Genomic DNA, 13,141 nt, shown 5'->3' on the forward strand with positions numbered 1-13,141 from the left:
TTTCATGCATCGGCCACCGCGAGCGATCCGAGAACCGAAGTGCACACGGTGTTCATCTCGTCCCGGCGCTCGTCCGTGCTCTGGCACCCCAGGCTCACTTGGAGTCGAGGAGACACCACCACGGACCACGCGACCGTCGATCCGTCCGTCGGGCTCTCCACGTACGTGAGGCCGGGCCGTCCCGCCACCGACACATCGGTCCGCAGTTCGTCGAAGCGCCCGCCGTTGTCCGTGCCGGCGAACTGCCGTTGCAAGGTGGCGATCACGTCGTTGCTACCGAGCCCGTCACCCAGCTCTCGGGTCACCACAAGGACCCGTATCCCGGAACCGTTGTCGGGCAACAGGTTGACCCGTTCGGGCCCCGGTTCGGTGTGCCACCCCTCGGGAACCGCGACGGTCACCCGGCCCAGCGTGAGGAGCGCCGGAGCCACATCGCCCGTGGTCGGCAGGGCCGAGGGCGTCGGAGCGGCGCTGGGCGGCGCTGCGGTAGTGGCGAGAACATCGGCGGTCTCCGTGATCCGAGTGGTCGTGACCGCAGCGTGCGGCAACCGAGAAGCGGCGGGCGCGACACTGTCCGGGCGGCCGCCGACCCACCAGGCGGCAGCCACCGATGCGACGAGAACGACCGCCCCGGCGGTGACGAGCCCCACCCTGGCCGACGCGAGTGCCTCTCGCGCTCGCTGCCCTCGCGTCTTCGGCAGGGTCCGGGCTTCGAGCCACGCGGGCGCACGAGTGATGACGGGCGGCCTCGTGTCGAGACGTGTCGGCGCGCGTGGCGTCTCCGTCTGCGGTTCCGTGTCGAGGAGCGCGGACACCAGGTCGCTGCCTCCGACCTCGACGACCGGCAGCTTCGACAACAGTCCCACCTGCTCGCGCGAGACCGCATCGGAGCCGTCGTGCAGAACCGCCAGCGTGGGGTGACTGGAGTCCACCACCTCCTGCACTGCCACCCGCAGCGCCGATGGAATCGTTTCGGGGTCGGAGGCGACACCGTCGATCAACCTGCACGCTCCTCGTCTCGCGTGTCCCGTCACGGCCGTCGCAGTGGCCCTGCGGCTGCAGCCGTCCACGACGACGACCGACGAGGTGTCACGGCCGACGGATGCAGCGCACTCCGTGGCCACCACAGCCGAGTCGACGACCGCGACCTCGGCGGCGAGCGGACGCGCCGCCGAGTACAGGACTCCGCGGCGAATCTCGCCCCAGTGCGGTGGATGCGTCAAGATGAGCAGGGACGGCCGCTCCACCAACCCGTTGTCCGACAACGCTTGTCGAATCACGTTCCGGACGGCTTCGGGCGTCGTGATCTCGATACCGTCGATCAGCATCACGTCGTCGTCCACGTAACGCAGTGGATCGACCTCCACCGGGGTCCGGGACACCCGATGCTGCCCACCGCGGCGGGTACGCGCGGTGCACCACACCGCGGTGCCGGCGATGTGCACGGCGGCAACCCCATCGGCACCCGCATCGATGTGCTCGGGCGCCGTCACAGCGGCGGCATCCACGCCGTCTGGATCAGTTCGGATGCACTGCGAGTGACCAACGTGCCGCGGCCCGGCGGCTGCTCGGACGGGCGTATCGCCGACAACAACGCGCCCTCGTCCCGGTACCCGCTCATGATCAGACCCGCCGACGCGAGGTCCTTCAGTCGTGACATCACCGGCTCGTACATCGCACGGGCAGATCCACCCGCACGCCGAGCCAGAACGACGTGCAGACCGACGTCGCGCGCCTGCGGCAACAGTTCGACGAGCTCGGCGAGTGGATTGCCGGCGGGTGTCACCACGAGGTCGTAATCGTCCACCACGACCCAGATGTCGGGGCCGCTCCACCACGAACGGTTGCGCAGCTCGTCCTGCGTCGTTTCCGGTCCCGGCCGTCGACTCCGCAGTACCCCTGCCAACTCCGACATCATCGTCGCAAGCACCGTCGACGACGACGCGTAGCCGCCGAGATGGTCGCCCTGCACCGCACCCAGCATGGTGCGTCGATAGTCGGCGAGGACGACCTTGGCTCGTGACGGCGGATTCGACTCCACGATGCCGGCGCACACACTGCGTAGAAACGTCGTCTTGCCGCACTGGCCGTCTCCGAAGACGACGAAGTGCGGACTGTTGTCGAAATCGACATAGACCGGAGCAAGCTCGGATTCGTCGATTCCGATCGGAACGCGCCGTCTCGGCGCAGCGGGCGGCCAGACCCCTCGCACGGCTTCCAGCAGGTCGTCGCGACGGTACGTCTGCGGGAGCAATCGGACCGGCGGTGCCGGTGGAACCGTCGAGCGTTGCGCAATCGACTCCACCGCTGAACCCACTGCAGTACCGAGCGCGTCGGTGGTGCCACGCCGATCGAGTCTGGGTAGGGCCGTGAGCAGATGCAGCCCGTCCTTGGTGATTCCGCGTCCCGGCCGACCTTCGGGAACCAGCATCGCCTTGGCTCGCCCGATGTCGGAGTCGGTCGGATCTCCGAGTCGCAGTTCGACCCTCGTGGCCAGAAGGTCCCGCAACGCCGGTCTGATCTCGGCCCAGCGAGAAGCGGTGATCACCACATGCACTCCGTACGAGAGACCCTGCGCGGCAAGCTCGACGAGCGCAGGCTCCACGGACTCGAAATCGGAGCGAACGGTTGCCACCCCGTCCAGGACGAAGAACACGTCGCCGTGTGGGTCGTCCCACGGGCCGGGACTCCCCGATTCCTCGCGACGGTTTCCTCTGCGCGACCGGAACTCGGCCATCGACTCGATTCCCCACGTCCGGAACGACCGCTCCCTCCGGCGTATCAGGGCTGTCATCTCGGCCACCGTCCGACGCACCCGATCGATGTCGAGGCGGTTCGCCACCGACCCCACATGAGGAAGCCCTTCCAGAGATGCCAGCGTGCCCCCACCGAAATCGACGCAGTAGAACTGGACTTCCTGCGCGGTGTGGGTCGAAGCGAGCGCCATGACCATGGTGCGTAGCGCCGTCGACTTTCCCGACTGCGGTCCACCCACGATCGCGACGTTTCCCGTCGAACCTGTGAGGTCCACGGTCAACAGATCGCGCCTCTGATCGAACGGGCGATCGACGACACCCATGGGCGCACGGAGCGAACCGAAACCTCCCTCCGCCTGCATCCTGTCGAGGAGCTCGTCCAGGGACGGCGGAACCGTCAACGGAGGCAACCACACTCGGTGTGCGGGTCGGCCGTGCCCCTGAAGTCGGCCCACCACGGTCTCGAGGATCGTCGGCACCGACGTCGATCCCGCATCACTCGGTGCAGTCGGTTCGGTGTGCACCACTCGTGAGGCCGCCGGGACCTCGGCCGCAGTGAACAACCGCACGATGCCGTCGCCCGATCGATCACCCACCGTCCGGGCCGGAAGGTAGGCCGCAGCGCGGTACTCCCCCGAGACGTACGCGGCCGAGAATCTGACGATGTCGCTCGAATCCGTCTTGAGATACCCCGATCCCGGACGAGCCGGCAGGTGGTATGCATCGGCAACACCCAGCACGGATCGAGACTCGTTGGCAGAGAACGTCTTCAATCCAATTCGGTAAGAGAGATGGGAGTCGAGCCCGCGAAGTCGCCCCTCGTCCAAACGTTGACTGGCAAGCAGAAGGTGCATGTGGAGCGATCGTCCCAAGCGACCGATGGCGACGAACAGGTCGGCGAAGTCCGGGTACTGGCTCAGCAGCTCGGAGAACTCGTCGACGACGACGAACAGGGCAGGAAGCGGTTCGAGCTCGGCGCCGTTGTCGCGCGCCCTGGTGTAGTCCGAGACGTTCGCAAAGTTGCCCCGTGAGCGGAGCACCTCCTGCCTGCGATTCATCTCCCCTGCCAAGGCGTCGCGCATTCTCTCGACCAGCGCGCGTTCGTCTTCGAGGTTGGTGATGACGGCGGCAACGTGCGGCGCGTGCTCCAAGCCCAGAAAGGTTGCGCCACCTTTGAAGTCGACGAGTACGAGGTTGAGCACGTCGGGCGCATGCGTGGCGATCAGACCCAGTACGAGCGTGCGGAGGAACTCGGACTTCCCCGAACCCGTCGCACCGATGCACAATCCGTGCGGCCCCATTCCGCCTTCGGCTGCTTCCTTGAGATCGATTTCGACAGCACGCCCGTCGGGACTCGTTCCCACCGGCACTCGAAGACGATCGCGCCCCTGCCTCCGGGTCCACGTCCGATCCGGGTTCACCGCTCCCGGATCCCCGATCGACAGCAGTCTGTTCCATCCCTTGGAATCCGTCGACGTCTCGCCGCGCGTTCCGACGTCTTCGCTGATCGTGTACCGCGCGAGCGAACGTGCGAGAACACGCGCGTCGTCGATTCCGGCCTCGTCACACTGTCCGAACACCTCTACACCGACAGCGCTGCGCGCCCGCAGCGACCGCCCGTCCACGACCAACTGCAAGCCCTGTGCTGCAACGAGATTCGGGACCCCGTCGGCGAGGTCGAGCACCGTCACGGAGTCGGTCCCGCCCGAAATCCACGGCGCCACCTCTGCTCCGATACCACCCTCGGTGATCGCGCCGTCCAGGATCACCACGACGTGCGGCACACCGGGCGTACCAGGCGCGTGTCGCACGAATCGTCCACGCGAGGTCACCCGACTTCCCAGACCGACCCCGGCAGCAGCGACGGTCCGATAGATCATCCGCGAGCTGCCCGCGCCGTCCACCTGGTCGGGATGGTGGTTGTGCGGCAACCACTTCGCCCAATCCCACTCCTCCTCGTCCCGACCGGTGACGATAGCCACGAGCAGGTCGTCCGGACCGTGAAATACACACAGCTGCATCACGATCGAGCGCACCAAGGACCTCACCTGCTCGCGGTCACCGTCGAAGCCGACCGCCGCGAACCCGCGCAGCGACACGGCGGTCGGAAGATCGGGAACGATGGAATGCGTACGAACGAACGAGCGGAGCGACACCGCGGCAACCGGCTCGAGCAAGTCGACCGGACCGGTCTCGGGCGCAACGAGCCGCGTGGCGAGCCGTTGGCTGCCCGTTCCGACGCGCACGTGAGCAAAATCCTGATCGGTGGTGCGCCGTTCCCACATCCGATTAGATCCCGCCATGGTCCACAAACCCGCGGGCGCAGGGTGCGCCCACTCCAGCGCCTTCCGTTGAGCGCACGCCGTGTCGCTCACCTCGGCTCGCAGCCGATCGAGGTAGGCCAGATAGTCCTTGCGCGACTCGTCGATCTCCGCGGAGCGGGTGCCTCCGCCTCGGCCACCGCCGCCCGCGAACATGCCGAGCATGGAGATGACCATCATGGCAGGGAACATCAGAGCCAACGGGTTCGAGGCGGCACCGGACGTGAACATGAGCGCGACCATCCCGATCATGGCCGCCACCATCACGACCGGCAGGAGCTTGAGCAGGATGTTGCCTGGAACGATGCGGGGAATCTCCGGCGGAGCCTCCACCGCCACCTCGCCACCGGGCACGCGTGGAGCATCACGCCTGTCCCCGCGTTCGAACCGCACTGCGCTCGACGTGATTGTCACGGTGCTCCCCCCAGCTTCCGCACCACGCAGCCCCCCGGCATGCGTCGGCTCAGACCGTAACTCGAGAGACCGACACTCGGGAGGCCCCGAGACGGCACCTGTGGACAACCTCCGGAGACGGTGTCGTTGTCGGCGCCCTGTCGTAGAGTGCTCTCACGCGAGTCGACCGTGGGGGTGCGGCGCGCACAGGTACGGGGGGCTGTACGCACATGGTCATGTCACGTTCGGTCGATGCCGAGTCCGCATCGGACTCGCGCCCGTCCCGACCGATTCCCGCGGTGTGCAGAGTGACCGTGCTCGCGCCGGGTGTCGAGGTCGACCTCTCACTGCCGAGCGATACGGTCGTTGCCTCGCTGTTACCTGGTATCGCATCGCTGATTGCCGAACATCGGGCTGCGCGAGGCGAGTCCGACGGCGACCAGCACGCGATGTCGACGATCGCTCCCACGCTCACCACGCTGGCGGGTACGCCTCTCGACCCGGGCCGCTCGTTAGCGGAATTCGGTGTGCAGGACGGAGATCTGTTGGTTCTGCACGACGACGACGCAGCGCCTCCTCCGCCGTTGTTCGACGACGTCGTCCACGCCGTGTCCACGTCCGCGGATTGCGACAGATGGACACCGGAATCGGCACGCGTCGTCGGTTCTGTCGCTGCAGTGGTTGCGGCAACTGCAGGCGCAGCGACAGCAGTCCTGGATCCGACTGCCGGAATCGTCGGCGGTGCAGTCGGAATCGCAGTGGCAGTTGCGCTCACCGTCGTCGGCTGCGCTGTCGGCCTGATCCGTGACGACCCGAGGACCGCCGTGGTCCTGTGTGGGGGCGCGGTTCCGGTGGCGTTCGCGGCGGGAATGCTCGTCGTGCCGGGCAACGACATCGCGTCCGACTGTGCTCTCGGCTCCGCGGTCAGCGCGGCCCTCGCACTCCTCACGCTTCGCTTCGGCAATGTCGAGCGGCCGATCTTCACCGCAGTGGCGGTGGCGTGCGTCGTTCTGTCTCTCGCTTGCCTGTGGGGCGCGACCACGGCGGTGCCTCGGGCCGACATCGCCGCGGTGGCCGCAGCCACCTGCGTGCTGGCCTTCACGTGGGCACCGCGGATGGCCATGCTTCATTCACGTATGCCGTTGCCGCACGTTCCCGTGACCGACTCCCCCGCTCTGTTCGACCACACCGAGCCCGCCGTCAGTGCGTCGTTCGATGCGATTCGTTCCCGAACCGTTGCAGCACAACAGTTTCTGACGGGCTACGTCGCAGGCCTGTCCACCGCTGCGGCGGCTGCTGCACTCCTGGCCGTGTCCGCCGGGCGGTCCGGCGCCGTGGACTGGATCAGTATCGTGCTGGCACTCTCGGTGGGTCTCGTTCTCGCTCTCCGCGGGCGGACGTACGTCGACCGCGTCCAGGCGTCCGTTTCGATCGTCGCCGGTTCGGTTGTTCCTGCCGGTTTGTTGGTCGGTGCGGCGCTCAGCTTTCCCGAACGATCACCACTCTGGTGCACAGGTTTCGCCCTTTTCGGGCTGACCGCGCTCGTCCTCGGCGTGATGGCTCCTACCCGCACGTTCTCGCCCGTACTTCGGCGGACGACCGAGCTCGTCGAGTTCGCTGCGATTGCGGCGATCATTCCGCTGGTCTGCTGGGTGGTCGATCTCTTCGCCCTCGTCCGCGCGCTGTGACCCGCTCCGGACGCTGCGCCTCCGTCGTGTACCTCTCCGCTGTGGTACTCGCCCTGTCGGCGCTGTCTCGCGCCGCTGCCGGTGCGAGCGTGCTACCACCGTCCATCGACCCCGCGGACCTGCCCACGGTCTCCGAACCCGCTCCCGACGAACCGACGGAACAACGGACGCAGTGCGCAGTCGCCGTGCCCGGCGGCTCCGGAGTCACCGTTCCGACGGCGCAAGCCGCACTCGACTTCGCGGACGTGTGGGCCACGACGCGTGGGGCCGGCCAGGTGGTCGCCGTCATCGACACCGGTGTGGCACGCCACGCGCGATTGCCCGACGTGATCGCGGGCGGAGATTTCGTGTCCACCGGAAACGGCATCGGTGACTGCGATGCCCACGGAACGTTCGTGGCGGGACTGATCGCGGCGCGTCCCGCCCCCGACAGTGGTTTCGCCGGTGGCGCCCCCGACGCGGCGATTCTGTCGATCCGCCAGTCCAGCAGCGCGTTCGCCGAAGCCGATGCCCGGCAGGGTGACGACACCGACGCAGAGAACTCGTCCGGCTACGGAAACGTCGCCACCATGGCGCGCGCGGTTCGCCTGGCCGCAGACTCCGGCGCCACCGTGGTCAACATCTCCGAAGTGGCGTGTGGTCCGGCCGGATCGGCGCTCGGAGACGGCCCCTTGGGTGCAGCCGTGCGATACGCAGCGGTCGAACGCGACGTGGTGGTCGTCGCAGCCGCGGGCAACCTGGGTTCGGGTGCGTGCGAGGAACAGAACATGTCCCCGAGCCCCGCCTCGCCCGACGCGGACCCGTGGTCGACGGTTTCCACCGTGGCGTCACCCGCATGGTTCGACGACTACGTCCTCACGGTCGGATCGGTCGACCCGGACGGCCGCCCGTCCGACTTCAGCCTCGCCGGACCATGGGTCGACGTTGCGGCCCCGGGTACCGACATGACGTCGCTCGACCCGGCTGGAACGGGTCTCGCGATCGGAACGTCGAGCGACGATGGACGGACGGTCGCCATCAACGGCACGAGTTTCTCCGCGCCGCTCGTTTCGGCGACGGCCGCGCTGGTGCGGGCGCGGTACCCCGAACTGAAGGCCGCTCAGGTGATCGAGCGCATCGAGCAGACGGCGCACCGACCCGCCGAGGGGTGGAACGCCCGCGTAGGGTTTGGAACTATCGATCCCGTTGCAGCGGTTACGAACTCGGGAACCGACTCGATTATCGCGCCGATCTCTGCGGCGTCCGCGACGCTGGAGCCTCCGGCTGTCGCAGCGGTTCCGGATCGACGATCGGAGCGAGCGGCTCTGGCCGGCGTAGGTGCGGTGGTGTTCGTCACCGCGGCAATCGCAACCGGCGCAGGGGTGTTTCGGCGCCGTCAGCCGCCGCCGAGCTCCGACGCGTCGCGGTCCGGGTCGACCCCGTCGTGAGCGACACGTGCCTGCGACCGACCCAGCGCCGGGCCCTGGGCGCAGAGGGACACGATGGCCCACGGCGCCACAGCAGCATCGTCGAAGCCGAGCGCCTTCGCCGATTCCAGATCCGGGATCCCGAACCGGACGCCGGTATCGGCCACGTAGAACATGGCATCGCGACGCGCGATGTCCTCTCCGACACCAGTGGTCTGCACGAAGTACCCGGATCCCGGTTTCACGAACACCGCGTCCAACGCCGGACCCGGACCGTCTGCTCCTGCAAGATCGACGGCTCGTTCGTCGTCGTCCAGTGGCAGCGTGCGGCCCGTCGTGATCTCGACGGTTGCGGTGGTGGATGCCTGGTCGCTCTCCACAGGTTGCGCCCGCCAACTGAGGCAGGCCACCGGTGCTGCGTCCACATCGACGAGCCGGGGAATATTCTCTGGAAAGGTCGTTACAGGCAACGGGTTTCGAGTTTGCGGTGCCGAGTCCAAGGTGTCGGGAGTGATCGATTCCAAGCCGACACGACCCTGAGAGTCGGCGAACCGAAGCAACTGTGCGGTGGCGGGCGCAATCGGTTGCACACCGTCGACGAGTGCCACGTAGTACTGCTCCCGATCGCCCAGGTCAACCGAGGCGACGGACCCCACCGTCAGTCCTCCGAACCGGTACGGGGTGGGCTGACCTGCGCCGGTCACGACCGGGGGAACCAAGGGCGGGACCTCGCGCACGGAGTCGAGCAACGCGGCGCTCACCGGCGACGGGACGGCGCCGTCCACACCGAGTGCGCGAGTGACCGCCGCGTTCGCCATGTCGATACGCGCCCGGACACCGCCGTAGACCAGAAACGTAGTTCCCTCGTACTCCCACAGCAGCGCTCCGTCCGCCCCGAGTGGCACCATCTCCCCCCGTGCGTCGACAGGCGAATCCGTCACCAGCACAGCGGTTGTCGCGACAGCGGAAGCGTCCGGATCCACCTTGTCGCAGACCGTCCACGTCGCTGTCGCCGAACCGGGGTCCACCGCCAGGGAGGTGGGCGACCCGGGAATTCCCACCAAGGGCCCGCGAGCGCGGGTCGCCAGCTCCGATTCCTTCACGGTCACCGGATCGTCCGGCTGTCCGGCGATCAATCGCGCCGAGGCCAGAGACATCACCGGGTGTACGACGTCGTTGTCGACGACATACATTGCGCCCGAGTCTTTTCCGATCACGATGACGGCGTCGCCCATCTTGTCCTGTGGCCGGACGAACGCGAGAGCCGCGGACGCGGCAAGGCCGAGCGCTGCGATCACGGCGCCCACCATCAGCGCGCGCGATCGCGACCGCAACGGTTCGTTGATCATGCGACTCTCGCGTCGCACCAGCGCATGTTCGAGTCGCCGGACGAGGAAGCGGTGTCCGCCCACCTGCCAGCGAGTCGTCGGCGAAGCCCCCACCCGAGTCCCCCAACCCGTCGCACACGAACCGTGTGGCCACACAGTACAGTCCGCTTCTCGTCAATTCTTCGGGGGAGGAATCCGCGATGATGCGTCAGTACTTCGTCGTCTCGAACGTGGTGTCCGCACGCGTGGTGACGGCCGAGCTTGTCGGACTCGTGGTGTTTCTCCTCGCGGGCGTAGCGGGGATCGACGTCGCATGGAGTGCTGCACTCGGTGCGTCGGTCGCAGTTGCGGTGATGATCCTGTCCCGCCGTGGGATGGCCGGCCGTCGATTGCCGGCGCGAATGCGGGACAGGTGGGCGCGGGACCGCGGCGACAGATCACGAGTGACGTCTCTGTCGTTCGAACGAAGTCGATCCATCGGGGTGCGATGGGACGGTCGCCGCCTGAGCGGGACGATGGAAGTGTCTCCGATTGTCAGCGGCACGTCCGTGATCGGGCGGGGAGCATCCGTTCCGGACGTGCGATTGCCGCTGGACCGATTGCAATCCGCGCTGGCCCATCATGATCTGCGTCCGGTGTCCATCGACATCTCCTCTCACGGTCGGCGTCTCGGTATCGACAAGCACGCGGCCGACGTCTACGCCCGGCTGATCGGCCCGCTTCCGGCCGTGGCCGTTCGGTCGACGTTCGTCACCGTCACCGTCGACGTCGCTCGCACTGCTGACGCGGTGACGCGGCGCGGCGGCGGTTTCGACGGAGCCGCGAAGGCATTCACGGTTGCGCTGGGGCGGGTCGAGCGCGCGCTTTGGGGGACGGGTGTGCAATCTCGCATCCTCACGGCGTCCGAATTCTCTGCTGTGGCACGGTACTTCGCTGCGGGAGTGCGATCCGGGGGAACGCGGCGCGTCTTCGGCTGGAGCCTTCGTGGGCGCGAAGTCGACGCCGCGGCTCTGGGGCAACTCTGGGCGACGCCGTGCGCGGCATCCACGGTGACCGTCGCATTGCGGCACTCGGAATACGATGGACACGTACGGCTTTCAGCGATGTATACGGTCACCGACGATGTCGAGCCCGACCACCCGCCCCTATCCAAATCGGTCCCACTGCACGCATACTGGAGGCGCTTGCTGCGATCTCAGGAGCCGAGCCGAACGGGTGCGGACAACGAGTCGACGCCTCTGGACCGAGTGCTCGGGTCGTCCGTGAACGCGCTCGCCCTGCCGGTGGCCGGCTGTGGCCAGCTGATCGGCTCCGATGCCACCGGCCGAGCAGTCTGTGCGCGGCTCTGGGGCACGGGCACGTCGACCGTTCACGTCCGGGGCGAGTTGTTCCTCGCGCGGCAACTGGTGTTCAGGGCCGTCGGCGTCGGGGCGACGGTTCTGGTGTCCACGGAACGTCACGTCGAGTGGCGACAACTTGCCCGTTCGCTTGCGGACCCGCGCAGTCTCACGGTTACCGACCCTTCGGAGCGGCTGTCGGGTATCGCCGCGCAGGGGTTCGATCTCGTGGTGGTCGACGGGCACTCGTCGAGACCCCCGAGCCCGTCCTCCACGACGATGTACCTCCGCGACACTCCGGACGGGGCCATGCCCGACGCGGCCGACATCACGATCGTGCAGCCGGGCTGCCGGGGCGAGGACGTCGTGGTGACCAGTCGATCGGGAACCGAGATGCTCACCCTGGTCACCGTCGGACAGGAGACCACGTTCATCGGTCGACCCAGACCCCCGGCCGAACTTCAGCGCGGGTAGCTCGCTCTCTTGTCCGCCAACGCGGTTGCCCACCAAAGCAATTGATCGAGTAGACGCGCGGCGGCGTCGATCGCCGCGCCGTCCTCCGTTTGCCCGTTCGCGTCGAAACGCTCCTTCGCCACATGGAAGCTGACCGTCTCGCGAATCGAGACCATGTGCGCCTCCGCCGCGACCAGACGTAGCTGCTCCACGGCGCGCAGGCCGCCCGACAACCCGCCGTACGAGACGAAGCCGATGGGCTTGGCCTTCCACTCCGGCTTCACGCTGTCGAACGCCGTCTTCAGCGCCGCCGGATAGCCGTGGTTGTACTCCGGCGTCACCGCCACGAATGCGTCGGCAGCGCCGATGCGGGCCGTGAACGCGTCCTTCGATTCGGACGCGGAGAAATCGACCGGAAGATCGAAGTCGGCCAGATCGATCACCCCGACGTCGAATTCGCCGTGTGTACGGGCTTTGTCGGTGAACCAGTCCGAGACGACCGGGCCGAAACGCTTCTGCCGAACACTGCCGATGATGATTTCCAGACGCAAGGACATGCTTCGACACTAACCGCCGCAGCATCCCGTCGGGCCGCGCGTCTCCCGCGTGGTGACGTTCCGATCGGCCAATTCCGAATCCGCCGGGTAGTCGACGCGAACGAGGCTGAGGCCGTGCGCGGGAGCCACCGTGACAGAACTCGATCGCGCCCCCGCGGTCAGCAGTTCCGCGCACCACTGTGGGGTCCGGCGTCCCTCCCCCACAGCCAGGACGGCGCCGACGAGCGAGCGCACCATCGACCAGCAGAACGCGTCGGCACTCACGTACGCAGTGAGGGCATGGCCGTCCAGCTCCCAGTCGTAACGCTGCAGCTCGCGGACTGTCGTCGCGCCCTCGCGGCGTTTGCAGAACGCCGCAAAGTCGTTCAGGCCCAACAGCTTCTGCGACGCCTCGCGCATCGCGCCCAAGTCGACCGGCCTCGTCCACGGCACCACCTCGCGCGCACGGAGCGGATCCACGCCGTAGGGAGCCGTCGACAAGCGATATTCGTAGTGGCGACGCAGCGCGGAGAAGCGGGCGTCGAAATGCTGGGGGGCTTCGCTCACCGCGGTAACGCGGACGTCGGGCGGGAGGAAGCGGGCCAGGCGGCGCACCAGGTTGGACACTCGGGTGTCATTGCCGCGCGGGTCGACACGCGGCAAGGCGGTGATCGGAACGTCGACGTGCGCCACCTGTCCCGTGGCGTGCACACCGGCGTCGGTGCGCCCGGCTACCGTCAGCTGCAGCGGCACTCCGAAGATGGACGACAACCGGTCCTCGATCTCGCCGCAGACGGTGCGCTGGGCGGGTTGACGGGCCCAGCCGGCGAAATCGGTTCCGTCGTAGGCGATATCGAGCCGCAAACGGGCGAGCCCGCCACCCCAAGGGGTGACGGGCTCGTCTGCGGATGTGATTCCGTCGA

The 13,141-nt window shown here is 67.7% G+C and carries 8 protein-coding genes; 3 read left to right on the forward strand and 5 right to left on the reverse strand.

The window, feature by feature from the left end:
* Window positions 1–2 precede the first annotated feature (2 nt).
* Both IEW02_RS15205 and eccCa read right to left on the reverse strand, forming a co-directional pair.
* On the reverse strand, window positions 3–1,508 hold the full coding sequence (locus IEW02_RS15205; RefSeq protein ID WP_188545686.1) for a type VII secretion-associated protein: 1,506 nt from the start codon (window positions 1,506–1,508) through the stop codon (window positions 3–5).
* Window positions 1,490–5,491 carry a type VII secretion protein EccCa gene (gene eccCa / locus IEW02_RS15210; protein ID WP_308933187.1) on the reverse strand — a complete coding sequence of 1,334 codons (4,002 nt, stop codon included), beginning with the start codon at window positions 5,489–5,491 and terminating at the stop codon, window positions 1,490–1,492. Before eccCa ends, IEW02_RS15205 begins: the two co-directional genes overlap by 19 nt.
* A gap of 215 nt (window positions 5,492–5,706) precedes the next feature.
* Between eccCa and eccD the strand changes: the two genes are divergently transcribed.
* Complete coding sequence (eccD, locus tag IEW02_RS15215) at window positions 5,707–7,158, forward strand: type VII secretion integral membrane protein EccD (protein ID WP_188545687.1); 1,452 nt, start codon at window positions 5,707–5,709, stop codon at window positions 7,156–7,158.
* Between the two features lie 26 nt (window positions 7,159–7,184).
* Window positions 7,185–8,585, forward strand: a complete 1,401-nt coding sequence (gene mycP, locus IEW02_RS15220) for a type VII secretion-associated serine protease mycosin (RefSeq protein ID WP_188545688.1) — start codon at window positions 7,185–7,187, stop codon at window positions 8,583–8,585.
* Here mycP and eccB read toward each other — a convergent pair.
* Window positions 8,534–10,006 (reverse strand): type VII secretion protein EccB, encoded by a 1,473-nt coding sequence (gene eccB / locus IEW02_RS15225; protein WP_188545689.1) that lies wholly within the window; start codon window positions 10,004–10,006, stop codon window positions 8,534–8,536. The genes mycP and eccB overlap by 52 nt on opposite strands.
* A gap of 32 nt (window positions 10,007–10,038) precedes the next feature.
* Here eccB and eccE point away from each other — a divergent pair, with 32 nt between their 5' ends.
* Window positions 10,039–11,703, forward strand: a complete 1,665-nt coding sequence (eccE, locus tag IEW02_RS15230; protein ID WP_188545690.1) for a type VII secretion protein EccE — start codon at window positions 10,039–10,041, stop codon at window positions 11,701–11,703.
* Here the strand turns inward: eccE and IEW02_RS15235 are convergent.
* Window positions 11,691–12,239 carry an NADPH-dependent FMN reductase gene (locus IEW02_RS15235; RefSeq protein WP_188545691.1) on the reverse strand — a complete coding sequence of 183 codons (549 nt, stop codon included), beginning with the start codon at window positions 12,237–12,239 and terminating at the stop codon, window positions 11,691–11,693. The two genes, eccE and IEW02_RS15235, sit on opposite strands and share 13 nt — an antisense overlap.
* A 9-nt stretch (window positions 12,240–12,248) precedes the next feature.
* Entirely contained in the window at window positions 12,249–13,082 is an 834-nt protein-coding gene (gene truA, locus IEW02_RS15240) for a tRNA pseudouridine(38-40) synthase TruA (RefSeq protein WP_188546145.1), read from the reverse strand.
* Between the last annotated feature and the right edge of the window lie 59 nt (window positions 13,083–13,141).

This window comes from Rhodococcoides trifolii, assembly GCF_014635345.1.
Classification (GTDB): Bacteria; Actinomycetota; Actinomycetes; order Mycobacteriales; family Mycobacteriaceae; genus Rhodococcoides; species Rhodococcoides trifolii.